This window comes from Sporosarcina koreensis (assembly GCF_042655825.1).
Lineage (GTDB): Bacteria > Bacillota > Bacilli > Bacillales_A > Planococcaceae > Sporosarcina > Sporosarcina koreensis.
The window spans coordinates 58600-84547 of record NZ_JBHSNP010000026.1 but is presented as its reverse complement, the minus strand read 5'-3'; the positions used below and the strand labels follow the sequence as shown (position 1 = coordinate 84547).

At 44.1% G+C, this 25948-nt stretch carries 20 protein-coding genes, 1 pseudogene and 1 other annotated feature; of the genes and pseudogenes, 1 reads left to right on the top strand and 20 read right to left on the bottom strand.

Annotated elements, in window-relative coordinates:
* Positions 1–151 precede the first annotated feature (151 nt).
* From ACFPTP_RS11995 to ACFPTP_RS11935, 13 genes are all read right to left on the bottom strand, one after another.
* The gene (locus ACFPTP_RS11995) at positions 152–2797 is read right to left on the bottom strand and encodes a valine--tRNA ligase (protein WP_381445182.1); all 2646 of its coding nucleotides are present in this window, start codon (positions 2795–2797) and stop codon (positions 152–154) included.
* A gap of 69 nt (positions 2798–2866) precedes the next feature.
* Positions 2867–3089 (bottom strand) — a binding site (T-box leader).
* Positions 3090–3316: 227 nt separating this feature from the next.
* Positions 3317–4213 carry a hypothetical protein gene (locus tag ACFPTP_RS11990; protein ID WP_381445180.1) on the bottom strand — a complete coding sequence of 299 codons (897 nt, stop codon included), beginning with the start codon at positions 4211–4213 and terminating at the stop codon, positions 3317–3319.
* Positions 4214–4318: 105 nt separating this feature from the next.
* A complete protein-coding gene (gene hemL / locus ACFPTP_RS11985; RefSeq protein ID WP_381445178.1) occupies positions 4319–5611 on the bottom strand; it encodes a glutamate-1-semialdehyde 2,1-aminomutase in 1293 nt (430 codons plus the stop codon).
* Positions 5612–6592 (bottom strand): porphobilinogen synthase, encoded by a 981-nt coding sequence (hemB, locus tag ACFPTP_RS11980; RefSeq protein WP_381445176.1) that lies wholly within the window; start codon positions 6590–6592, stop codon positions 5612–5614. It abuts the gene before it with no gap.
* Positions 6589–7353 (bottom strand): uroporphyrinogen-III synthase, encoded by a 765-nt coding sequence (locus tag ACFPTP_RS11975; RefSeq protein ID WP_381445174.1) that lies wholly within the window; start codon positions 7351–7353, stop codon positions 6589–6591. The genes hemB and ACFPTP_RS11975 overlap by 4 nt, the downstream gene beginning before the upstream one ends.
* Positions 7346–8275 (bottom strand): hydroxymethylbilane synthase, encoded by a 930-nt coding sequence (gene hemC, locus ACFPTP_RS11970; RefSeq protein WP_381445172.1) that lies wholly within the window; start codon positions 8273–8275, stop codon positions 7346–7348. Before hemC ends, ACFPTP_RS11975 begins: the two co-directional genes overlap by 8 nt.
* A gap of 36 nt (positions 8276–8311) precedes the next feature.
* Positions 8312–9142 (bottom strand): cytochrome c biogenesis protein CcsA, encoded by an 831-nt coding sequence (ccsA, locus tag ACFPTP_RS11965; protein ID WP_381445170.1) that lies wholly within the window; start codon positions 9140–9142, stop codon positions 8312–8314.
* Between the two features lie 39 nt (positions 9143–9181).
* A complete protein-coding gene (hemA, locus tag ACFPTP_RS11960) occupies positions 9182–10522 on the bottom strand; it encodes a glutamyl-tRNA reductase (protein ID WP_381445168.1) in 1341 nt (446 codons plus the stop codon).
* Between the two features lie 176 nt (positions 10523–10698).
* The gene (yihA, locus tag ACFPTP_RS11955) at positions 10699–11280 is read right to left on the bottom strand and encodes a ribosome biogenesis GTP-binding protein YihA/YsxC (RefSeq protein WP_381445166.1); all 582 of its coding nucleotides are present in this window, start codon (positions 11278–11280) and stop codon (positions 10699–10701) included.
* A complete protein-coding gene (gene lon, locus ACFPTP_RS11950; protein WP_381445164.1) occupies positions 11277–13601 on the bottom strand; it encodes an endopeptidase La in 2325 nt (774 codons plus the stop codon). The genes yihA and lon overlap by 4 nt, the downstream gene beginning before the upstream one ends.
* Positions 13602–13721: 120 nt before the next feature.
* The gene (clpX, locus tag ACFPTP_RS11945; protein WP_381445162.1) at positions 13722–14990 is read right to left on the bottom strand and encodes an ATP-dependent protease ATP-binding subunit ClpX; all 1269 of its coding nucleotides are present in this window, start codon (positions 14988–14990) and stop codon (positions 13722–13724) included.
* A gap of 146 nt (positions 14991–15136) precedes the next feature.
* Positions 15137–16423, bottom strand: a complete 1287-nt coding sequence (gene tig / locus ACFPTP_RS11940; RefSeq protein ID WP_381445160.1) for a trigger factor — start codon at positions 16421–16423, stop codon at positions 15137–15139.
* Between the two features lie 110 nt (positions 16424–16533).
* Positions 16534–17511, bottom strand: coding sequence for a DUF3196 family protein (locus ACFPTP_RS11935; protein WP_381445158.1), 978 nt, complete (start codon positions 17509–17511; stop codon positions 16534–16536).
* 315 nt (positions 17512–17826) lie between these two features.
* On the opposite strand from ACFPTP_RS11935, the gene ACFPTP_RS11930 reads away from it, so the two are divergent.
* A complete protein-coding gene (locus tag ACFPTP_RS11930; protein ID WP_381445155.1) occupies positions 17827–18699 on the top strand; it encodes a carbonic anhydrase in 873 nt (290 codons plus the stop codon).
* 98 nt (positions 18700–18797) lie between these two features.
* Here the strand turns inward: ACFPTP_RS11930 and ACFPTP_RS11925 are convergent, their stop codons facing one another.
* The 7 genes and pseudogenes from ACFPTP_RS11925 to ACFPTP_RS11895 all read right to left on the bottom strand — a co-directional run bounded on the left by ACFPTP_RS11925 (position 18798) and on the right by ACFPTP_RS11895 (position 25799).
* Positions 18798–20105, bottom strand: a complete 1308-nt coding sequence (locus ACFPTP_RS11925) for a diguanylate cyclase domain-containing protein (RefSeq protein WP_381445153.1) — start codon at positions 20103–20105, stop codon at positions 18798–18800.
* Positions 20106–20633: 528 nt separating this feature from the next.
* Positions 20634–21473, bottom strand: a complete 840-nt coding sequence (locus ACFPTP_RS11920) for a DUF2935 domain-containing protein (RefSeq protein ID WP_381445151.1) — start codon at positions 21471–21473, stop codon at positions 20634–20636.
* Positions 21474–21593: 120 nt separating this feature from the next.
* Positions 21594–21701, bottom strand: a pseudogene (locus ACFPTP_RS11915) (ring-cleaving dioxygenase); the annotation flags it as partial.
* Positions 21702–21731: 30 nt separating this feature from the next.
* Positions 21732–22082, bottom strand: a complete 351-nt coding sequence (locus ACFPTP_RS11910; RefSeq protein ID WP_381445149.1) for a VOC family protein — start codon at positions 22080–22082, stop codon at positions 21732–21734.
* Between the two features lie 158 nt (positions 22083–22240).
* The gene (locus tag ACFPTP_RS11905; RefSeq protein WP_381445147.1) at positions 22241–23521 is read right to left on the bottom strand and encodes a cation:dicarboxylate symporter family transporter; all 1281 of its coding nucleotides are present in this window, start codon (positions 23519–23521) and stop codon (positions 22241–22243) included.
* Between the two features lie 124 nt (positions 23522–23645).
* Positions 23646–24527, bottom strand: a complete 882-nt coding sequence (locus ACFPTP_RS11900) for a response regulator (protein WP_381445145.1) — start codon at positions 24525–24527, stop codon at positions 23646–23648.
* Between the two features lie 6 nt (positions 24528–24533).
* Positions 24534–25799, bottom strand: coding sequence for a sensor histidine kinase (locus tag ACFPTP_RS11895; RefSeq protein ID WP_381445143.1), 1266 nt, complete (start codon positions 25797–25799; stop codon positions 24534–24536).
* Positions 25800–25948 lie beyond the last annotated feature (149 nt).

Sequence of the window (25948 nt, the reverse complement as noted above, 5' to 3'; positions counted from 1 at the left end):
TTTATGAGCGCCTATGAAGTTTTATGAGCGCTTAACGAGATTTATGAGCGCCATTTCGATTTTATGAGCGTTTAAAGAGTTTTATGAGCGCATACAAAATAAAAGAGTTGGTCACCCTCTATTTAGGAGGTCGGCCAACTCTTTTCCATCATTAAATTTCTTGTAATTCTTCAATTCGGCGTTCGACTGCCGCTTTTTTCTCCAAGTAATCCTTCTCTTTCGCGCGTTCTTCAGCAACTACTGCTTCAGGCGCTTTCGAGACGAATCGTTCGTTGTTAAGCTTTCCTTGGACGCGCTTCACTTCGCCTTCCCATTTCGCCAACTCTTTCTTCAACCGCTCGATCTCTTCGTCGATATTGAGCAATCCTTCAAGTGGAAGGAATAGTTCTGCTCCTGTGATGACAGCTGACATCGATTTACCCGGCGCCGAAATACCAACACCGATCTTAAGCGTTTCCGGATTACAGAACCGTTCGATATAGCTGCGGTTCGCTTCCAATACGGAAACAGTCGCTTCATCTTTTGCGGCGATATAAAGTGGAACTTTTTTGCTCATCGGCGTATTCACTTCTGCGCGGATGTTGCGGACTGCGTGAATAAGGTCAACGAGCAATTTCATGTCTGAAGCTTTTTCCTTATCCGTCAATGCAGGATCAGCCACCGGCCAAGCCGCCACTGTGATCGATTCCCCTTCATGCGGTAGGTTCTGCCAGATTTCCTCCGTAATGAACGGCATCAATGGGTGCAAGAGACGCATCGTATTGTCGAGGACGTAAGCGAGTACCGAACGAGTCGTTTTCTTCGCCGTTTCGTCTTCACCGTACAATGGCAATTTCGCCATTTCGATGTACCAGTCACAGAAATCATCCCAGATGAAGTTGTAAAGCGCACGACCGACTTCACCGAATTCGTATTTCTCGGCAAGCTTCGTCACTTGTTCGATCGTTTCATTCAACCGTGTAAGAATCCAAGCATCTGCTACGGATTTTTCACCGGAAAGATCGATTTCATCGTATGTCATGCCGTCCATATTCATCAAAGCAAATCGGGATGCATTCCAGATTTTATTCGCAAAGTTCCAGATCGCTTCAACTTTTTCTGTTGAATAGCGAAGGTCTTGACCAGGCGAAGAACCAGTAGATAGGAAATAGCGCAATGCGTCAGCACCATATTTATCGATTACTTCCATCGGGTCAATTCCGTTGCCTAGGGATTTCGACATTTTCCGGCCATCTTCCGCACGGACAAGACCATGGATGAGCACGTCTTTGAACGGACGTTGCCCAGTGAATTCAATACCTTGGAAAATCATCCGGGAAACCCAGAAGAATATAATATCATAACCCGTTACGAGAGCATCTGTCGGATAGTAGCGCTTGAATTCTTCATTGTCCAGATCCGGCCAGCCCATCGTTGAGAACGGCCATAATGCGGATGAGAACCATGTATCAAGGACATCTTCCTCTTGGTTCCAGTTTTCAATATCTTGCGGCGCTTCATGGCCGACGTAGATTTCGCCTGTCTCCTTATGGTACCAAGCAGGGATGCGGTGTCCCCACCAGAGTTGTCTGGAGATGCACCAGTCATGGATATTTTCCATCCAGTTCAAATAGGTCTTCTCGAAGCGTTCAGGAACGAAATTGACTTTCCCTTCCGACTGTTGAAGTTTGATCGCCTCTTCTGCGAGCGGCGCCATTTTAACGAACCATTGCGTCGATAAATATGGTTCAACAACTGCCCCGCTGCGTTCGGAATGTCCAACCGAGTGCAAGTGATCTTCGATTTCGAATAAAACGCCGAGTTCCTGCAAGTCTTTGACGATTGCTTTCCGGCATTCGAAGCGATCCATCCCTTCGTACTTGCCTGCGAGTCGGTTCATGCTGCCATCTTCATTCATAACAAGAACGCGAGGCAAGTCATGGCGGTTGCCGATTTCAAAGTCATTCGGATCATGGGCTGGAGTGATTTTCACTGCACCGCTTCCAAATTCCATATCGACATAATCATCCGCGATAATCGGAATTTCCCGACCTACAATCGGCAAAGTAACCGTTTTGCCGATTAGATGCTTATAGCGATCGTCTTCCGGATGAACAGCTACTGCAGTATCGCCGAGCATCGTTTCGGGGCGTGTCGTTGCAATTTCAATGCTGCCCGTTCCGTCTGCCAGTGGATAGCGCATATGATAGAATGCACCCTGAACATCCTTATGAATAACTTCGATATCCGAAAGCGCCGTCTTCGTAGCCGGATCCCAGTTGATAATATACTCACCACGGTAAATAAATCCTTTTTCATACAACTTGACGAATACTTCACGAACAGCTTTCGATAGTCCTTCATCCAACGTAAAACGCTCTCTTGAATAATCAAGTGCAAGACCCAGCTTCGCCCATTGCGCACGGATATGGCCAGCGTACTCATCTTTCCATTTCCATGTTTCTTCGAGGAATTTTTCACGGCCAAGATCATAGCGGGATTTCCCTTTTTCACGAAGCTTCTCTTCAACCCTCGCCTGTGTTGCAATACCCGCATGGTCCATACCTGGCAGCCATAAGGCGTCGTATCCTTGCATCCGCTTCATACGGATGAGGATATCTTGCAATGTCGTATCCCAAGCATGCCCTAAATGGAGCTTCCCAGTGACGTTTGGCGGAGGAATGACAATCGTATAAGGCTCTTTCCCGCTATCAGGCTGCGCTTCAAAGTATTTCCCTTTCAGCCACCATTCGTAACGGCCCGCTTCAATCGACTGTGGCTCATATTTTGTTGGCATTGACAAGTTTTCTGTTGACATCTGAACTCCTCCTCTTTACTTTCACGTACAACTTCGAATAAAAGTGAATACAAAAAAACTCCGTTCGTCGAAAAGGACGAAGGAGTTATCCGTGGTACCACCTTTATTCGCGCAAACTAAAAAGCATTTGCGCCTCAATAATAAATAACGGTTTCAAACCGGCTTCCGCTACTCGAAATTCACGGAAACTGCTCCCGGGTGACTTTCCACAATTCATTTATAGGGCCTCCCACCACCGGCACCTTCTCTTGGATAAATGAAAATCGCGTACTTTCCCGATCAACGCATCATTATATAGTTATGAGTATTATATTCGATGAGAGGAGATTGCGTCAAGTTTATTATGAAAGGAAGGTATTTATGAGAAAAGGATATAATCCTTATTTATTGCCCCCTTGGATAAGGAGAACAAGGTTTTATTGCAAAGGGATCATCATTCCCATTGCCGTTTTTCAACTGATCAGGCTTTTGCTCATTCCTACAGCTGGTGATTTCATTCTATTATGTTTCCTTGCTGGATTAGCTTTCGCCCTTTACAAAGATATCATTTGACCGGAATCGGGACGTCGTCCATTCATCAGGCAATGCTGCAATGTATGACAGTATATCATCATGGCTGTTACCTAGGCTGCTGTCATGCTTTGCAGTTGCTTGTGCTTCTTGGACAGGCGCCGCAGCTTTCGCTTTTTGAGAAGTAGAAGACTGTCGGGGTTCGGATACTTGTGCGGTTTGAGTTGGCTCCTGCTTTACAGCAACCGCCTTTTCTTTTGGCAGTTCTTGCACTGCCGTCTCCATCTTCTCTTCAGCCGTTTCTTCCATTTTCGCTGTACTTTGACTAACAGGCTCTTTGCTGGCAGTTTCGTTGTTGGCCGGTTCCTTGCTAGCTGTTTCATTGTTTGCAGTCACTTTGTTGACAGCTTCCTTGTTCGCGGTTTCATTACTAGCCGTTTCTTTGGCGACAGCTTCCTTGCTGACATTCTCTTTGCTGACGGTTTCATTGCTGGCAGTCTCATCCGCAGACGCCTGCCCATATGTGCAATTTACATTCCAAGCGACTGTAAAGGAACCTTGTCCGTCAAAAGTTGTTTTGACGTCGGATGCTTCGATACGCAACGGATGTTCAACCTCAGGCGGCAAATCAATATATAACGGCACAGCGTATTCGAAGTAGCCCGTTTCCCCTTCCATCTCCACATCATCCACGAAAACCACATCGTTAGGGATCGTCTCATTCCGCTGGCCTTCTATAAAGTCGACCTTAGCGACGATGTGATAAATGCCGGAAAGCCGGACTGCATCTTCGGACCGCTTTTCCGTGAATCCCGCTTTTACTTTAACGAGGCGCGCATCTTTTGGCACTCCGACACTTTCCGGAAAATAAAACACTTCTTTCATATTCCATTGTAATTTTTTCATTCCGTTCCCCTCCCCTGATTCATTCACTTGCCATTATATGCAACGTGCAGGATTGGTAGAATAAAAACCACCCATGTCGACAATATCGACATGGGTGGCGTAAAATTATCGGGCCAATTTTTCGAAGACGCGATGGAATGCTTGGACAGTCTGTGCAATATGCTCCTCCGTATGGGAAGAGGAGAGGAACATGCCTTCGAACTGGGATGGCGGCAGGAAAATGCCTTCTTCAGCCATCAAGCGGAAGTATTCCGCAAACAGTTCCAAGTCGGACGTTTTCGCTTGGTCATAATTGTATACTTTTTCGTTCGTAAAGAAGAAACCGATCATGGAACCGGCACGGTTCACAGTATGCGGGATATTATATTTCGTCGCCGCTTCACGGAAACCGGCCTCCAGCTGATCGCCAAGCTTCTTGAAATGGTCATACGAAGCAGGCGTCAATTTTTTCAATGTCTCGATGCCCGCTGTCATTGCCATTGGATTTCCGGATAATGTTCCTGCTTGGTAAACCGTTCCTGCAGGCGCGACATTCTCCATGATTTCACGCTTTCCTCCGTATGCTCCAACAGGAAGTCCGCCGCCGATCACTTTGCCGAGGCAAGTGAGGTCCGGAGTAATTCCGAAATAGCCTTGCGCACATTTGTAATCAACACGGAAGCCCGTCATCACTTCGTCGAAAATAAGCAATGTGCCATTCTTCTCGGTGATTTCACGCAATCCTTCAAGGAAGCCCGGCTCAGGTGGAACAACTCCCATGTTCCCTGCAACCGGCTCAACGATGACGCCAGCTATATCGTCCCCGAACTGATCGAATGCTGCACGGACGCCGTCCATATCATTGTACGCCACTGTGATCGTGTTTTTCGCAATGCCCTCAGGTACTCCTGGGCTATCCGGCAAACCTAGCGTAGCGACACCGGAACCGGCTTTAATGAGCAGCGAGTCGCCGTGACCGTGGTAGCAGCCTTCGAATTTCAAAATCTTATTGCGGCCAGTATATCCGCGCGCGAGACGCAATGCGCTCATCGTCGCCTCTGTTCCTGACGAGACCATTCGGACAACCTCAATCGAAGGTACACGGTCGATAACGATTTTCGCGAGTTCATTTTCAAGCAAAGTCGGTGCACCGAAGCTTGTACCCGTTTCCGCCACTTTCTTGATGCCTTCCACGACATCCGGATCAGCATGTCCTAAAATCAGGGGGCCCCATGAAAGGACATAGTCGATGTATTCATTGCCATCAATGTCCTTAATGATTGGACCTTTTCCGCTTTCCATGAAAATCGGATCCATATTGACCGATTTAAAAGCGCGGACAGGAGAGTTCACGCCACCTGGCATCAACTTCACTGCTTCCGCGAACGCTTGCTTGGATTTTTCATAGCTTTTACCCAATTATTTTCCCTCCAGCCAACGCGCTGCGTCTTTTGCATGGTATGTCATGATAAGATCCGCACCAGCGCGTTTCATACTTGTCAACGTTTCCAATACGATTTCTTTTTCATTGATCCAACCGTTTTGTGCCGCAGCCTTCACCATCGAATATTCTCCGCTCACATTGTAAGCGACGACAGGAAGAAGGACATTATTCTTCACATCCCGCATGATATCCAAATACGACAATGCAGGTTTGACGATTAGGAAATCCGCACCTTCCATGACGTCCGACTCCGCCTCGCGAAGCGCTTCCATACGGTTGGCAGGATCCATTTGATACGTCTTGCGATCTCCGAATTGCGGAGCCGATTCTGCGGCATCGCGGAATGGTCCGTAGTATGCAGATGCATATTTGACCGCGTAAGACATGATTGGAACATTCTCAAAGCCTTCTTCATCAAGCGCTTGTCTGATAGCGACGACAAAGCCGTCCATCATATTGGATGGTGCAATGATGTCTGCGCCTGCCTTCGCTTGGCTAACGGCTGTTTTTGCCAACAGTTCAAGGGACGGATCATTCAATACGTCGGATCCATGTACAACTCCGCAATGGCCATGGTCGGTATATTCACATAAGCATGTGTCTGCAATGACGACAAGTTGTGGGTGCTTCTCTTTAATGATCCGCGTTGCACGCTGGACAATTCCTTCGTCGTCAAAAGCACCTGTGCCCGTCGCATCTTTCTCTGCAGGAATGCCGAAGAGGATGACGGAAGGGATGCCTAATGAAACGACCTCCTCCACTTCCTCCATCAAACGATCAAGTGACAATTGATAAATGCCCGGCATCGAGCTGATTTCATTTTTCACATTTTCGCCTTCAATGATGAAAAGCGGATAAATGAAATCCTCCTTCTGCAAGATTGTTTCCCTTACCATAGAGCGCAATGTCGCCGAGTTGCGCAGACGGCGATTACGTCTGAATTGAAGTTGAGTCATTGGATTTCTTCCTTTCGTCTCGCCAATGCATTGACGAGTTCCTTAAGAGTATAAATTTCAGGCTTCACTTCCACTTCGGCACCTGCCTCGAGCAATGCCTTTTCAGTGACATGTCCAATCGCACCTACTGTATAGCCTTCCCAACCGATGACGGGAACCGCTTTTTCTTCAAAGACACGCACAGCTGAAGGGCTGGCGAACAAAACGGTGCTGTTTCCCTCTTTTTTCAACAAATCAATGATCGAGGTGACCGAATCCGGCTGGGCACCTGTTTCATATACGGTCCATTCCTCGACTTGAAACGGCAGTTCCTCGCGGATGATGCTGCCTGCAAGGTTCCCTTTTAGAAACAGGACCCGAAGCTTCCGGTCTTCGGTCGGCTTGAATTGTTTTACAAACACATCGGCACTGAAAATGGACGGGATGAATTCAACAGTGAAGCCGATCTTCTCCAATGCGGCGGCGGTCTGTGTACCGACAGCAGCTATTTTGGATGGGATATGTTGATATGGCATATTAAAACGGACCATTTTCGAATGGAAGGCTTTCACGGCACTTTGGCTCGTGAAAATCAACCAATCAAAGTCCATACAACGTTTGAGTTTGGTTTCATCGTTCGGACCCTCGATTTCTTTCACTTGAATAAGCGGCATGGAATAAGGAGTGCCTCCATAATGCCTGACGAGATCGAAAACTTCAAGCGATTTTGGAGTCCCCGTGAAGATGACGGCTTCCCCATGTAAAGGACCCCATTCAGGCATCCATTTCCGCCTTCACTTTCTCAATCACTTCTGAAGCCCCTTCAGCACGCAAATCGGACGCGACAGATTTGCCAACCTCGACAGGATTAGCGCCGCGCACAGTCTTCCTGAAGACTTGTTTTGCATCCGGAGAAGCGACAAATCCTGTAAATTCAATTTCTCTCCCGTCATACTCGGCAAATCCGGCAATCGGCACTTGGCAAGAACCGTCCATTTCAGCAAGGAAAGTACGCTCCGCATCAACTTCAAGCCATGTCTTCTCATCAGAAACTTTTTTCAGTTCGGCGAGCAATTCTTCATCATCGCTTCTGCATTCGATCGCAAGAGCTCCTTGGCCGATAGCAGGAAGGCAGTCTTCGATTGACATATATTCAGTCACGACATCATCGCTCCACCCCATCCGCTTCAAGCCCGCTGCTGCCAAAAGGATTGCATCGTATTCCCCATCTTGCATCTTTTGCAAACGTGTATCGATATTTCCGCGAATCCATTTGATTTCAATATCCGGACGGAGCATGAGCAACTGGGAGCTGCGGCGAAGACTTGACGTACCAACGACTGCACCTACAGGCAAATCCATGAATTTCACGTGGCCTTTTGATATGAAAGCGTCACGGGCATCTACCCGCGGCGGGATACAACCGATTGTCAGACCTTCTGGAAGGACTGCAGGCATATCTTTCATACTGTGTACGGCAAAGTCGATTTCCTTATCGAAAAGGGCCTGTTGAATCTCCTTGACGAATAAACCTTTGCCCCCGACCTTCGAAAGCATCACATCGAGGATTTTGTCCCCTTTCGTAACAATTTCCTTCACTTCAAATTCAAAAGGCGCGCCAGCTGCTTTCATTTGGTCGATAAACCAATTCGTCTGTGTAAGCGCTAGCTTGCTCCTTCTTGAGCCTACGATGATTTTTCTCAATACGATCTTCCTCCCATTTGTAATGCTACTTGAACGTCAAATCCAAAAATGGAATTGCGATAATCTGCTTCCAAGAAAAAAGTTGATGATAACAAAAAGAAAAGCGAAGACGTTCGCCCACGCAAAATCGTTCGCTGTCAGTCTACCTCTTCTTTGCAAAAACAATACTAAACTATAAAGGATAATAACGAGGAAAGACCCGATGATTTTCATGTCGGAAATCGCCCATTCATCCAATGCGACAGTTGCCCATTGAATTCCTAGCACAAGGCTGATGAACAGCACTGGTATACCTGTGTAAATCGATGCTTTCATCCCCGATAAAGATTGTTGGAGGGACGGTAGCCTTCCGAATTGCTTCGTCCATTTTTTCTTCTTCAACACTTTATAGACGAGCAAATAAAGGATGGCGAAGACGAAGGACATCGCAAATGCCGCATACGAAAGAATCGCAAATGTGATATGTATGAAAAGCAATTCCGAAATTAGTGATTCACCGACCGGGGATTTATCGAACTGCACCGGTGTGAATGTATGGATTGTCATGAAAATGAATCCGATCACATTTAAAAAGAAGACAGCGAACCCGACCTTTGAAAACACTTGGAGGATCATCGATAACGAAATGAGCAGCCAAGCATAGAAATAGATCCCTTCGTAAAGGGAAAGGACCGGGAATCGCTGTGTGTCAATCACCCGCGCGATCAGGATTCCGGTTTGCATCAAATAGACGACCGACAAAATCCCAAAAGCGCTTCGGTGGGCGAGTTTATTATTATTCAAATAGTCAATGAAGTAAAATACGAGGCTCACCGCATACAGGACGACGATTACTTCGTGGAATCTCGCCATAGTCAATTCGGCCATGATGCAACCTCTGCCTTTCACATGAATCTATACCTCGGATTACGCCTCGGCTAATTTGTGCGTTGGACGTTCAACGGATTTGGTTTCCGCACTTACGACCAATTCATCCTTTTCGTCTTCATCCAACCCAAAAATTGATTTGAATAACGCAAGTTTTTCAGCTGCCTGATCATCCAATGCCAATTCTTTTGCTTGCAGGATCGGCTCCTTCAACATTTGGTTGATGATCGACTTCGTATGTTTGTTCAATAATTTCTTTTCACGCGCCGTCAAGTTCGGCATTTTATTTTCAATACTCGCCATCGTTTCCGCTTGGATGTTAAGCGCCTTTTCCCGCAATGCAGAAATGACCGGTACGACACCAAGTGTTGCGATCCATTCCTTGAATTCGACGATTTCCTCTTCAATCATTAAACCGATCTCTTCGGCAGCACGTTTACGCTCCGCCAAGTTCGCTTCGACAATTCCTTGCAAGTCGTCTATATCGTATAGGAATACGTTCGGCAAATCACCGATTCGCGGATCCAAATCCCTTGGTACAGCAATATCGACCATGAAAATCGGCTTCCCTTTACGAAGCTTCTCAACATATTGCATCAATTCAAAATCAATGACAAAGTCAGTTGCGCCTGTAGAGCTGATTAAAACATCCGCTTCTAATAATGTGCATTGCAATTCCTGCATCGGTTTGGCGACGCCTCCGAATTGCTCCGCCATCTCTTCCGCCTTCGATAGTGTACGATTGACGACAGTCACTTTGCCAGCTCCGCTGCCATGCAAATTCTTGATCGCCAATTCTCCCATCTTCCCAGCTCCAAGAATGGCAATATGTTTTCCATTCAGTGAACCAAAAATCTTCTTGCCAAGCTCAACGGCAGCATAGGAAACGGAAACTGCATTTTCAGCGATGGCAGTTTCTGAATGTGCCCGTCTTGCGAGTGTAATCGACTTTTTGAACAACTCATTGAAAACTGTCCCTGTCGTCCCGATATCCTGTGCTTCCAGGAAGCTGGTGCGGACTTGTCCTAAAATTTGCGTTTCGCCAAGCACCATCGAATCGATGCCCGCTGATACACGCATCAAATGCTCAATTGCTGCATCATTTTCGTAAATGAGCAAGTGCGGGGATAATTCCTCAAGCTCCATGTCGAACCAGTCGGCCAAAAATCGTTTGACATAATAACGGCCCGTATGGATTTGATCCGCCACTGCATATATTTCAGTGCGATTGCACGTTGAAATGATGACGTTCTCCAAAATGCTCTTCTCTTTTTGCAAAGCTTGCATCGCTTTTGGCAGTTCAGCTTCTACGAAAGACAATTTTTCCCTGATTTCCACTGGAGCAGTTCGGTGGTTGACACCGACCACGATAGTATACATAAGGTGTTCACACCTCTCCCGTTCTTTTTAACATATACGATTATAACATATTACGTTGTAGTTAACGGTTAATTTTGTGACTAACTCTTGAACCATCAATGGTTCGTTCCCTGTTTTTGTAATAATTCTAATGTGTAATCAGAAATCCGGATGAACTTTTTTCATCCGGATTACCATTACATTCTATTTTCAATCTCACGCCATGCTTCATCCATCCCAATCCCTTTTTCGGAAGAGAAAAGTACAATCGGATCGCCAGCGCGCATATTCAATTCGTTTTTCACGATTTTTTTATGTTTTTCCCATTTACCTCTTGGGATTTTATCCGCTTTCGTCGCAATGACGATTGTGGGAATATCGTAATGGCCTAAAAAGTCATACATAACACAATCGTCGACACTTGGGGGATGTCGAAGATCAACAATCAGGACAACAGCCCGCAATTGCTCCCGACCGGTCAAATACCTCTCAATCATTTTTCCCCATGCTTCCCGTTCCGATTTGGACACTTTCGCATAACCATATCCGGGAACGTCGACGAAAAACAATTTTTCTTCGATTTTATAAAAATTCAACGTTTGGGTCTTGCCGGGTTTCGAGGATGTACGGGCTAAACTTTTACGTCCGATCATTTTATTGATAAACGAAGATTTGCCCACATTCGATCGTCCCGCCAATGCAAATTCCGGGAAACCGTCATCCGGGTATTGCTCCGGTTTTACCGCACTCATAATCATTTCAACTTGATTGACTTTCATTCAGTAGTCTCCTCCAATGCATACTTCAAAACTTCCTCAGCATCCGAGACAAGCTTGAATGACAACTCGTTACGTACACTTTCAGGAATATCTTCAATATCCCGTTCATTCGCAATCGGCAAGATGATTGTCGTCAAGCCTGCCCGATGCGCGCTCAATGACTTTTCCTTCACGCCTCCGATCGGCAGCACTCTGCCACGAAGCGTAATCTCGCCCGTCATCCCGACCTCACGCCGGATCGGCCGCTTCGTCAACGCTGAAACGAGTGCTGTCGCGATTGTCACACCTGCCGAAGGGCCATCTTTCGGAACTGCGCCTTCCGGTACGTGTATATGGATATCACTCGATTCATGGAAGTTCGGATTGATGTGAAAATCCACTGCTTTAGATCTGACATAAGACAATGCAGTTTGCGCCGACTCCTTCATGACATCGCCCAGCTTGCCCGTTAGAATCAGTTTACCTTTGCCAGGGGACAATGAAACCTCGATTTGGAGTGTATCTCCTCCAACAGTTGTATAGGCGAGTCCAGTCGCAACGCCAATCTGGTTTTTCTTCTCAGCCTGTCCATAGCTGAACTTCCTTTTTCCTAAAAGCGTTTCAAGTGTATTCACACTAACTGAGACACTTTTCTTTTCTCCGGTGACGATTTGCTTCGCAGCCCTTCTGCAAATTCTGGCGATTTCCCTCTCCAATCCGCGGACACCGGCTTCACGCGTATAATAACGTACGATATTCCGGATCGCATCATCGTTGAATCGGACTTGGGACTTCGTCAAACCGTGCTCCTTCAATTGCTTCGGAATTAAGTGGTTCTTCGCAATGGACCGTTTTTCCAATTCTGTATATCCAGGTATGGAGATAATTTCCATGCGGTCTCTTAATGGACCGGGAATGGAACTTAAATCATTGGAAGTTGCGACAAATAAAACGTTCGATAAATCATATGGCTCTTCTATATAATGATCGCTGAACGTCGAGTTCTGCTCGGGATCAAGAACTTCCAGCATCGCTGATGATGGATCTCCCCTGAAATCATTTGACATCTTATCGATTTCGTCAAGCAGGAAAACCGGATTGACCTTTCCGGCCTTTTTCATGCCTTGAATGATTCTGCCCGGCATCGCCCCTACATAAGTCCGGCGATGACCTCTAATTTCAGATTCGTCACGCACACCACCGAGTGAAATCCGGACAAATTTCCGGCCCAATGATTCCGCTATCGAACGTGCCAAAGACGTCTTACCGACTCCGGGCGGTCCATCGAGACAAAGGATTGGCCCGCGCAATGAATTTGTCATTTGGCGGACGGCAAGGTACTCCAAAATACGCTCCTTCACCGATTCAAGACCTTCATGGTCGCGGTTCAAGATTTCCTCGGATCGATTAATGTCCAATTGATCCTTCGATGCATCAGACCATGGCAATGCGATGAGCCAATCGATATAATTACGGATCACGCCACTTTCAGCGGATGCAGAATGAGCCTTCTCATATCGATCTAGTTCGCGGAATGCTGCCTGTTTCACGTTTTCAGGCATGCCCGCCTCTTCAATCTTTTTCGTTAACTCGACAACTTCAAGGCTCTTCCCATCTTTATCGCCGAGCTCTTTTTGAATCGCCTTCATCTGCTCACGCAAATAAAATTCTTTCTGCGTCCGTTCCATCGCTTCTTTTACACGGGCATTAATTTTCCGTTCCAATGCGAGTATTGCCTGCTCATCATGCAGTTTATTGATGAGGAATTCCAGTCTCTTCTTGACGTCGGTAATTTCAAGGATCTCCTGTTTAGCAGAAAGCTTCAGCGGAAGATGGGAAGCGATCATATCTGCAAGTCTTCCCGGTTCTTCAATCGTTGCAATTGAATCGAATGTCTCTTGAGACACTTTCGTGGAATAGTTCGAGTAATTCTCAAAATAAGGAAGTAAAATCCGCATGAGAGCGGTAGTTTCCGCATCCACTTCTGTGTCATCAGGAATTCTTTTCACATCCACGACTGGGTAAAGGTCAGCCTCTTCATAATTTGACCATTTCGCTCGTTCCAGACCTTCAATATAGAGGCGGTATGTCCCATTGTTCAATTCCGTCAATGACTTCACATAAGCTAAAAGTCCAATTTCGTATAAATCATCTGCATCCGGATTTTCAACGGTTGTATCCTTTTGTGAAGCGAGCATGATGTAATTGCCATTCGCGATTGCATGTTCAACCGCAAATACGGAGCGTTCTCTCCCGACGTCAATATGTAAAACCATCGTCGGGTAAACCAACATCCCGCGCAAAGGTAATAAAGGCACGTTCAGCTTTTTTTGATTTGGCATGCGGAAGTCACCTCCATAAGATATGTATATCCATTCGTTGTTTTTCTATAAGGTGGAAAAAGCCGACAACCGATGAGCGAATGGTTCGCGTCGTCGGAGTCAGCTTTATTCCTCCATTTATCAGGCCGTATTTTTCTCTTGATCGAGCTCCATCGTAGTTCCATCTTCTCGATAAAGGATCGGACTTGATTTTTTAAGGACGGAATCCTTCGTAATGATGCATTCAGTCACTTCATCAAGTGAAGGAAGTTCATACATGATATCCAACATGATGTTTTCGATAATGGACCGCAATCCACGAGCACCCGTCTTCCGTTCAATTGCTTCTTTGGCAATTTCCAGAAGTGCATCCTCTTCAAAACGCAATGCTACACCATCCAATTCGACCATTTTCTGGTATTGCTTGACGATTGCGTTTTTTGGTACCGTCAGGATCTGATACAGAGTATCTTCGTTCAATTGTTCCAATGTAGCAATTACCGGCAAACGGCCGATGAATTCCGGAATCAGACCGAAACGCTGCAAATCCTCAGGGATCAATTTTGAAAGCAGGGAAGCTTCTTCTTTTGAGTCCTCTTCGATATTCGTGCCAAATCCGATCACTTTTTGACCAGTACGGCGTTTGATGATTTCTTCCATGCCATCGAAGGCGCCGCCAACGATGAAAAGGATATTCGTCGTATCGATTTGCAGGAATTCCTGGTGTGGATGCTTACGGCCGCCTTGCGGTGGAACGCTCGCAACAGTTCCTTCAAGGATTTTTAAGAGGGCTTGCTGCACACCTTCACCTGATACATCACGTGTGATTGACGCGTTTTCCGATTTTCGGGCAACTTTATCGATTTCATCAATATAAATGATTCCTTTTTCGGCACGTTCGATATCAAAATCAGCCGCTTGAATCAGTTTCAATAAAATATTTTCAACGTCTTCACCGACATAGCCGGCTTCCGTCAAAGAAGTTGCATCCGCTATTGCGAATGGAACATCAAGAATACGTGCCAATGTTTGCGCTAGCAATGTTTTACCGCTACCAGTAGGCCCAATTAGAACGATATTCGATTTTGCAATCTCAACGTCATCTACCTTGCTGTTCGTATTAATCCTTTTGTAGTGGTTGTAAACTGCAACGGCCAATGATTTTTTAGCACGATCCTGACCGATAATATATTCATCTAATATGCTTTGGATTTCACGTGGTTTTGGAACATCCTTCAGCTCGAAGTGCTCATCTAGGCCAACTTCCTCCTCGACGATTTCCGCACAGAGCTCAACACACTCATCACAAATATAAACACCCTGACCGGCAACAAGTTTTCGCACCTGATCTTGGGTTTTACCACAAAAAGAACAACTTAGATTATCTTTTTCGTCATTAAATTTGAACATCAAGCTCACCCCTATTCAAGTGACAATCTTACAAGATTCCCCCGGTTTTATCAACTATTTAGAACTTATCCTCTATGGTTGCCCAAAAATCCTTACCTATGAAAAACAAGGCACGGAAACCCGCACCTTGTATTTTTCATTACCTATTATTCAGCGACTTTTGCATTTTCAACTAAGAATTCAACCGTCTTGTTGAAACGCAGATCGTTTTCAAGCACTTTCGTGCCGCCCAATGTCTGTTTAATTTGGTCAACTTCCATACCGAATTGCTCTGACATTTTTTCTAGCTCTGCATTGATTTCCTCTTCTGTCACTTTGATGTCCTCAGCTGCGCCGATTGCTTCAAGTGTCAAGGAAACGCGAACACGGCTTAGCGCATCGTCTCTCATTTGAGCGCGCAATGCAGCTTCATCCTGACCTGAGAATTGGAAGTATAGGTCAAGGTTCATGCCTTGCATTTGAAGGCGTTGGCCGAATTCATCCATCATGCGATCCACTTCAGAATCGATCATCACTTCAGGGATATCGATTTCTGCGTTGCGTGCTGCAGCTTCTACAAGTTCGTCACGCATTGCTGTTTCAGATGCGCTCTTCTTTTCTTCAACTGTCTGTTCTTTCATTTTTGTGCGGAGCTCTTCAAGGCTCTCGACGCTTTCATCGATTTCCTTTGCAAGTTCATCGTCAAGCTCAGGAACTTCCTTCGACTTGATTTCATGCACTTTCACTTTGAATACAGCCGGTTTGCCAGCCAATTCTGCTGCATGGTACTCTTCTGGGAAGGAAACTTCGATGTCTTTTTCTTCACCTTGTTTCATACCAACGACTTGCTCTTCGAATCCAGGGATGAATGAACCTGATCCGATTTCAAGATCATATCCTTCAGCTTTGCCGCCTTCGAAAGCTTCGCCATCAACGAATCCTTCGAAGTCAAGGTTGACAGTGTCGCCGTTTTCAACCGCGCCGTCTTCCTTTACAACCATTTCAGCCAATGCTGTTTGGCGGTCTTTCAATTGCTCTTCAATTTCTTCGTCAGTCACTTCAGTCTCCTGGCGTGTCACTTCGAGACCTTTATAGTCGCCAAGTTTCACTTCAGGTTTCAACGTAACGTGTGCTTTGAATACGAGCGTTTTGCCTTTTTCCATTTCATCGATTTCAATTTCAGGTTGAGCGATCGGCTCTACTTCTGCCTCGTCAAGCGCGTTGGAGTACGCTTCTGGCAGGATGATGTCAAGCGCATCATTATAAAGAGATTCTACTCCGTACATTCTCTCGAACATTTTTCGTGGCATTTTCCCTTTACGGAAACCAGGTGCTTGCACTTTCTTTACAACTTTCTTGAAAGCTTCGTCAAGTGCCGCGTCTACTTTTTCAGCAGGGACTTCTACTGTGAGGGTCCCTTTATTACCTTCTTCTTTTTCCCATTTAACAGACATTTAAATACCTCCGAATCATTATGACCAGTATATTTTCTCACGTTTATACGCTATTTACAACCATTACAGTATATCATAGTCTTTCGATCTTTCAACAGATTTACTGCATATTACCTATCCGTCTGTTGGTCGACAGATCGAATGAGGGAATTCAATTCCGTCGCAATTACCTGTTCTCCTGTGAACATGCTTTCTATGTATTCAACATATGCATCGGCAACCTCGGTTGTTGAAAAGCCATCCCAGCAAAATGGGTAGGCTACGATGCCGTAACGAAGACTTGCATCGATCGCCATTTGCATGCGCGTTGGATCCTTTTCAAAAAGGAGACCGATTTGATTGACCACATCGACGGAACGCTCATCTTGACTCGGGAGTTCGAGTTCTACAGGGATTACACGTTTTGCAAATCCAAATTTCCGTACTGTCACTTCCTCGTCATAGCCTGATTCACGCAGAAGTACAAGCGCATAAGTTATGACGATCGGATGTAGGCTTTCATTTTCGACAATTTGCGACAGCAGATCTTTGGTGGCCCCATCCAATTCACTGTTTTCAAATACAGCAAGTATTTTTTGCTGCGTTTCGGTCGTTCCTTCCAGGAATTCCTCCATGGTGAACGCATCGAGTTGTTTCGGTTCTAAGTCCTCCCGTACATATCTATAGGAAAGCCTTTTATTCAACTCCCGTAAATAGTTGAACTTATTCATCATGTCGGGAGGGACGATATCCTCTTCAAGGAGTGTTTCAATCGTCATTTCCACTTCTTCATAATCTTGTAATTGGATGCTGATGGCCAAGTACAATTCCATGGCGTCAAGATAGTCCGTCGTGCCGCTATGTAATAATTTCGTTGCCACTTCTTTCGCTAAAGGAAAGTCTTTTGTTTCGTATAAGGAAACAGCATACGGCGCTAATATGCGGGTGTTGTCAGGATCGAAATGATACGCTTGTCCGAAGGCTTCTACAGCTTCTGCGTAGTCTGTATCTTCGACAGCATCTAATCCTTTTTCGATGAGGCGCTCCAAGGCTCCAGGAAACACGACGATATTGTCCTTTTTAATGAGCCTGCCATATCTATGTCTCACTGGGTTCACCTACTTTCATCCATCCACTATAACATATAGCATTTTCCAACCGGAAATGAATTATTCACTTCTTATAACTATAAAAAAGTTAATAAAAAATCTCGTGGTACAAAAATTTGAAGCTTAGTTATTAAGCACCAAGGGATAATTCACAAATCCATTCCTATTAATTAGCAGATGAATGGTATCTATTAACTGTATTGAGGAAATTAAGGCTTTTTGGTAAATCATGTCTTGTTATTATGAATTTAATTAGTATAGTATTTCTTGTGCAATAGCACAGAAAAAAATAAGGAAGAAGGGGATTTTACAAAAATGAAAAAGAACTTTTTGTATTCATTTTTAGTTGTATTGTTGGGCTTATTGCTGGGAGCTTGCTCAGAACAGACAACAGAAACAACGACACCCAAAAAAGAAGAACTTACTGACACGACGGAAAATGAAGCAACGGAATCAGATGCAGAAGAAAACGAAGCAACAGAGTCAAATACTGCGCCTGACTCTGAATGGTCGTACGATGAAGAAACTGGACCTGACCATTGGGGGGATTTGGATCCTACATACTCAGCTTGTACAGATGGTAATGAACAATCACCAATTAATATCGAGACCTCAGAAGTTAACACAAATGAAAAACTGGAAAACATTGAAATTCACTATGAGCCAACAGAATTTTCAATTGTCAATAACGGCTATACTGTACAAGCTAACCCGGCGACCGAAAACAATATCATTGTCCTTGATGGAAAAGAATATAAACTTGCTCAATTCCATTTTCACACACCTAGTGAACACCAGTTTGACGGCAAACAATTGGATATGGAACTACATCTCGTACACCAAGATGCGAATGGTGAGCTTGCTGTTCTTGGGTTAATGATAAAAGAAGGAAAAGAAAACGAAAGCTTGGCACCTATTTGGGGCGTGTTACCAAATCAAAAAACAGAAAGTGATATTGCCGTAGAAGACACTGTAGATTTACAATCTTTACTTCCTTCCGATCAAACAACTTTCAATTACAACGGTTCGTTAACAACACCGCCTTGTACAGAAGAAGTGAAATGGATTGTGTTTGAAGAGCCGATTGAAATGTCAAAAGAGCAAATTCAGGCATATCAACAGATCTTTCATGATAACGATCGCCCTGTTCAGCCTTTAAATGACCGCGAAGTCTTCGAAGTTAAGTAAGAAAGACTCCGTCCATCTAGAGGATTCGAATACGAATATCAAAAATGGCCTTCATCAATTCACTGAATTGTTGAAAGGCCGTTTTTTAACATAGTAATTTAGTTTTCATTCGAGTATGTCATATATGTGTTGCGCCCTTTTTCTTTTGCTTTGTACAAGGCATTATCGGCATTTGCCATTAATGTATCCATTGTCGTACCATCTTGCGGATACATGGCCACTCCGATGCTCGAAGTCGTTGTGAAGGAATGCCCTCGTATACGCCATTCCTTCTGTAAGCTACCCAGAATTCTCTTTACAATCTCTATTGCTTCGTCCTCCTCAGTGTCGGGAAGGAGCACTAGGAATTCGTCCCCGCTTTGACGTGCCAATACATCACCTTCACGTATTGCATGTTGAACCCTATTGGTAAATCTCTTCAATAGCTCGTCACCGACAGAATGGCCAAGATGATCATTCACCCATTTGAATTTGTCTATGTCCATAAAAAGTAATGTGCACTTTTCGTTATCCCTTTTTGCCTCTTTTAATCTTCGGTGCATGATTTCTTTAAACAATCTACGATTCGGCAGTTTTGTCAATTCGTCATGGAATGCCATTTCTTTCAACTTATCGCGCATCAACTTCTTTTCTTCTATTACTCGGGACACGACCAATAGATGACCTTCACCTATTTCTTCATCTGTAAAATATGTCCCTTTCGCCTCAAGCCATATCCATTCCTTCGTTTTATGTTTATATCTGAACTCCATATCATAGGAACTTTTCTTTTGAAATAAAGTATAGAACTGTTTTTGGACACTCGGCAAATCATCGGGATGAACAATATTGAAAGCACTGTTGCCTACATACGACTCCAAAGGGAAGCCGAGGACATGAGTAGTTGAAGGGGAGGCGTACGTGATGACACCGTCCTGGTCAAGTATTGTCACTATATCAGTCATGTTTTCAGCTATTAACCGATATTTTTCCTCGCTCCGAATCAATGCTTCTTCAAGTTCCACTGTTTTCTGCAATTCTTTTTTTGTTTCAATCATTTCGGTCATGTCTTTAATGACAATCATGATTAGTTTGAGGTCCTCCATTTGATCGAATAAAGGAAGACTTTTCACTTGCAAATAAAGCAATTCACGTTTTTTATTGTACGCACTTATTTGCCCAGTACAATATTCTCCATTTACTGTTTGATCAAATAGCCGAAATGCATCTCCAATACTTGCAGGAACAAGTATGTTTTTAAAGTCAATTTCCGTCCATTCGGAAGCCGGGTATCCAAATAAATCCACTGTCGCCAAATTCACATCAAGTACTTTCCCACTTACATCCAACAGGAAAATGGGATCAGGATTATGAATGAGTAAAGAACTGTACACATCATTCGGTATCCCTTGAAATAATCGTTCCATTATATTTTACTCCTTTTATGGTTCTTGCTTCGCGCGTTCTAAAGACTGTTAAAAAGGGGCTGCCCTAAATCAGAAAATATCAGACAGCGAAGCTAATACCCTAACTTCTCCACTGCTTTTATTTTCGGCAATTTAGGCAGTCCCTTAACACAATATCAATATTTCCTTATATTCCATCCTTACCGATTCCACGGCTATTTTCAATTATTATTTTATCGATAGTTTCTAATGCCTATGAAAAACAGTTAAATAGTCCGTTTGAACTTTTGATGAACTGGGTATAATAGTCACGGAGGGGTGAGTGTCATTACGGAACTAGCTTTAATTGAAATTGAATTTCAAAAGTTGAAATGCGATCTAAAAAGATGTCCCGATAACTTAAGATCCTTCATAATATCCGATTTGCAGTTGCTTAAAGATACAATCGACCTTTGTAAAATCGAATCTGCTAAAATATATTGTTAAACAGAAATAAGGATGGCATTAACCTTTGATATATCAAGGTTTAATGCCATCCTTATTTATTTTCTATACATTTGTCCCAGTCAGATGCGCATCGAACATATCGATAATCGTTAGGAAATGATCCGCTTCGCGATAAACGTGATCCGCTAATAACGGGTGGATAATGCTCTTTATTTTACATTCTTCAATTAAATCTCTTGCCGTCTTTTTGAAGTCGCGAAGGGAAACGACAGACACCCGATTTTGATCAAGGAATTGGTCCAGCAGAGGAACGGTTTGGGAATATGGTCTCATTCCGTCTAAATCTCTAGCTTGGAACAGTAATTCATCAAAATCATTGCTGAAATTCCTAGCGATATCGACGAGCTTTCTTTCCGAAGGATCAAGCAAATGTCCGATGAATTTTGCATGGTCGGCCATGATTCGTAAAAAGAACACGTTCTCTTTGATGATTGCATCTGCAAGCGGTACTAATTTCCCTTCATTCAATTCAATGAGCCGCTTCCTGAAATAATTGGCTTCCCGGCTAATATGGTCGACTAAAAGGGGGAAATTGTTTGCGCCGGGCAACTGGCAAGATAGGATCAACCCTAATACTTTGCGTTTAAAGGCGTAAATATTCGCCGCGGCAACCTGAACTTCCGAATTGAACCTTCTGATCGTCATGGGGTCCGTTTGATTCGTAAAAGCATGCGACTGTTGTTCAATCCGTTCAAATATATGAAAAAATTGATTCGCTTCTGCGATTAGCTGCGTATCCTCACACCTGAACCCTAACCTAAGAAATAGAGAATGTTCTTTCATTATTCTTGACCAAAACCGGATTTCCTCCAATGACCGTTCCACAAATTCCATAGGCGAAATGTTGGAACCACCGCTTTGCTGCTCTTCATTCCAATACATACGAATCTCCCCCTTGTATGCATAACGCTCTTAAACAATCTATTCCAAGTCAAGTTGTCCCTATTCCAAAAACTTATAGGTGAGTAACTTCAGTATGCATACAAGGGGATTCTTTGATATTTAATTTTTCTCTATCGGTTGTAGTTTAACTTCGATCTCTTTTCGGCGTCCTTCCAAAAATGGAGGTAAGTCTAATTTCTCGCCTGATGTTTCGATATCTCCGTCAATCCCGATACTGTACTAGCGATTTGCTGTAAATTACTTCTCCCAAATTTCAATCCATCTTCCTTCCGGATCGGAAACCCAAACAAAAGTCCCGTATTCGCTTTTTTCAGGTTCTTTGATAAGTGACACACCTATTTTTTCAAAATGCTCTAGAAATCCTTCAATGTTTTCCACTTGGAAGTTCAACATAACGGATTGATCGACCGGAAAATAATTATTCCCTTCTTCAAAAAGAGAAAAGACCGTTTCATTCTCTACATCCGGCTTCATGATCATACCGTTCCAATCGCCCATTAAAATTCCAAGCGTTTCTTCATACCATTTTTTCAGACCATCTACATCCTTCGATCTCAAAAAAACTCCGCCAAAACCTTTGATTTTCATACCAAATACCCCCCACTATTCATCATTATGTTGTTTAAACAGCTTCGCCTTCTTTCTATAGTTTCTATAAAACAAATAGTAATCCTTCTTCCACTTATATCTACAGTTCAAAAAAGCAGTTTCGCCACCCGCTTCGGGCGACAAAACTGCCTGTCCAATTAGATTGATTCGCCAATCGGTTCAACTGGCGCATGACCGCTTTTCGTTTCCTTACCGAAACGGCCTTCCCATTTCGCCATGACAACTGTAGCCATTGCGTTCCCAAGAACGTTGACGACAGTGCGGCCCATGTCTAACAGTCGGTCGACCCCCGCAATGAACGCAAGTCCTTCCAATGGAATACCAACTGTGCCAAGTGTTGCAAGCAATACAACAAACGAAACGCCAGGCACTCCGGCAATGCCGTTTGAAGTTACCATCAGCACGAGCACTAACGTAACCTGTTCCATGATGCTCAAATCAATGCCATACATCTGCGCAATGAAGATTGCTGCTAGTGCTTGGTACAACGTCGAGCCATCCAGGTTAAATGAATAGCCCGTCGGAACAACAAACGACACGATGTCACGTGGTGAACCGAATTTCTCCATCTTTTCCATCAGCTTCGGCAGCACAGTTTCAGAACTTGATGTTGAATATGCCAAGATCAGTTCATCTTTCAACAGCTTAATAATGCTGAAGATGCTTGTACCGACTAACTTCGCAATTCCACCAAGTACGACGACGACGAAGAAGATCATAGTTGCATATACAAGGATCATCAATTTACCGAGTGGGACTAATGACTCCAATCCGAATTTTGATACTGTCACACCAATCAAACCGAATACACCAATCGGCGCGAATTTCATAATAAGGTTTGTCACCCAGAACATTGCGTCTGCTGTGCCTTGGAAAAAGGCAAGTACAGGCTTTCCTCTTTCACCGATGGAAGCAACTCCCAATCCGAACAATACGGAGAAGAAAATTACCGCAAGCATATCTGCCGATGCCATCGATTGAATAATATTACTTGGCACGATGCCTACGAGAACGTCCATGAATCCTTCGTTCTGAACACTTTCAGTCGTCTGGACATATGAGTCGATATCGCCTTTTGCCAACGTCGACATATCAATGCCCTCACCCGGCTTGAAAATATTCGCAGCGGATAAACCGACAAGTATTGCAACTAACGAAACGATTTGGAAATAGAGCATTGTCTTTCCGCCAAGTTTCCCTAATTGCTTCAAATCGCCAGTTCCTGCAACGCCAACGATCAATGTTGAAACGATGATCGGCACAACGATCATTTTGATCATGTTAATAAAGATTGTACCAAGTGGCTGTAAATACGTTTCAATTGCGGGGTTGCCATAAAAGACTGCCCCGACGATGATTCCCGCTATTAATCCGATAAGTATTTGATAAGCTAAAGGAATTCTAAATTTCTTTTTCATATAGTTGCCTCCCTATTCTACCAATGAAAGCGTTTTCTCACTTTTTACTAGTGTAAGGAGGACTTATCGAATCCGACAAAATCCGACAAAGTAATTATTATTTATTTTGCAGGTAAAATATTCATTATTTCTTATATCTTTCAGCCGTTTCAATATAGAGAACTTGAAGGAACTTCTTAATATTGATTTTCACGCGTGAAGAGGTTGGAAGATCATCTTCGATTTGTTTCATCCGAAGGCGAATGTCCTGGAAGTCAAAATAGCGTGGTGCATAATATTCGAATTGCGGTGACGTATAATCGACGACTCCCATTGATGCAAGGTTATTGACCGCGGCTAGGATCGTCCGGCGGATCCGCTGCTCAATCGCTTTGCTTTCTTTTGCAATATCGACATTTGCCATTCCGCGCGCGGCAGCCTCATATAATGCTTTTAACGGCGGCAACTGCGGCGTCCGTTCCTGTTGTTGCATCAGCAAGTCCATAATGGCAATGATGTCATCACTTCCCGCTTCTCCAATAATCCCCATATCATTTAAAATGGATCGAACGATATCCCTCACACTTTGCTGTATCGGCCGTTCGGTAACCGCACCGATATTTGCTAACGATTCGCGGATTGTTTGCAGCGATTGCTGAAGCAAATAGTTGTCTTTTGTCTTCAATAAAATACTTCGTACTTCTACTCGATTAATCGGTTTATGGATAAAGAACTCCACACCTTTTTCATACGCCTCGCCGACCATTTCCTTATTCACGATTTGTGAAATCATGATGAACTGCCCACGGAATCCTTGCTCTTTCAATTGCTCCATCGTTTCGATACCATCAAGTCCCGGCATGAGAAAGTCGATCAGGACTACGTCAGGCTGTGTAGACAGTATGGGGGCAAGCGCCTTCACCCCATTTTCCGCCTCGCCCGATACATAGCCAAGCTCCTCTTCTTTGATAACTTGTTCAAGCATTCTCCTACATGCCAAATCATCATCTACGATAAAATAACGCATAATAGATCACCTCATTACTAAAGTATGGGAAGGTATCCGTATTTGGAAAACTGTTCCGTTTTCCGGAGTTTCAATATGGATTTCCCCCTGAAACATTTGAATAATCTGCTGGACATGGGAAAGGCCGATGCCTGTCGCCGCCACGCCTTGTTCATTAAACTTCGTTGTAAAGCCCGGTTCGAAGAGAATAGAGATATCTTCTTTTCGAATCCCTTTGCCTGTATCCCGAATCGTGATGCACAGATTATCCGCTTCCTCGAACACATGAATGGCAACAACACCCGTATGTATAATCGATTCAACAGCATTGGCTGTCACATTGTTCAATAAAGCCAATAGCGGGATATGCTGATCCGTTTCATAATCGACTGTCATCGTCAGACGGAAATCGATATCCCTCTTCAATAATTCGCTATATTTTCGATTCGATGTTCTGACAAGCTCAAACAGATCGGATAAAAGAAAGAAATCCGTGCTATTTTCTTTTGTAATATTAGACAATCCTGAAAGTATACGCTGAGAATCTTTTTTCACTTCATGGATATCTTGTGCAATGGCTAGTGCTTGGACACTCAAGTCATGTAGATTCCTATGCTTCAGCTTGCGATACAAGTCATGGCTGGCGGCCGTTACTTGTTCAATATGATTCATCGACTTCTGCAAATAAAGCGATTCCGCATATAAATTAGAACCAATGTCGAGCATTTCCTTAACGCGCTTTTTCTGCTCAGACAGCATAATGGAACTATAAAGACCAACAACAAAAAAGCTGCGCAACATCGCTACGCCGGCAATCAACGCCAGATCTTTCCACATTAAACCGTCACGGTTCAGCATAAAGATTCGCATTATGTTTTCTGCACCGTTCCCGAGAAACTCAAATAAAGCTGCCCATGCGCCTAATAAAAGCGGAGCAGTACGATATTTGTCAAGACGGACAATATGAAAACCTAGCGAAAATACAACATAATACAACAAGATAGGCAAATGATGCTGGATGCTTTCCAAGAAGGAAGCGGACGTCGACATCATTTCAACAGCGGTCCGGAAAGCAACAACAGTCAAGCCGGTCACAAGCCCTGTCAACGGAAGAGGGCCTGCCGGCCGGATCAGCAGGAGCAGAAAGAAAGTGATACTGCCTAAACTGAAGCGGAACGACTCACCATAAAACGGAATGAGTTTAAGCTCCCCCGCAACCGCAGTCAATAAAGCCGTCAATAGTAAAGCCGACACATCGATTTTATATCCCTTTTGGGTTAAATTCTTATTCAACATACAATGTCTCCTATTAATTGAAACCATCTTCTGGGGAAATTATATCACAGCATTGCAATTTCAATCGTTTTCAAACGCAATCCCTGCAAAGAAAAAAGCGATTCATAACGTTGTACTTCAACGTTTGATCGCTTCCCCGCTTACGG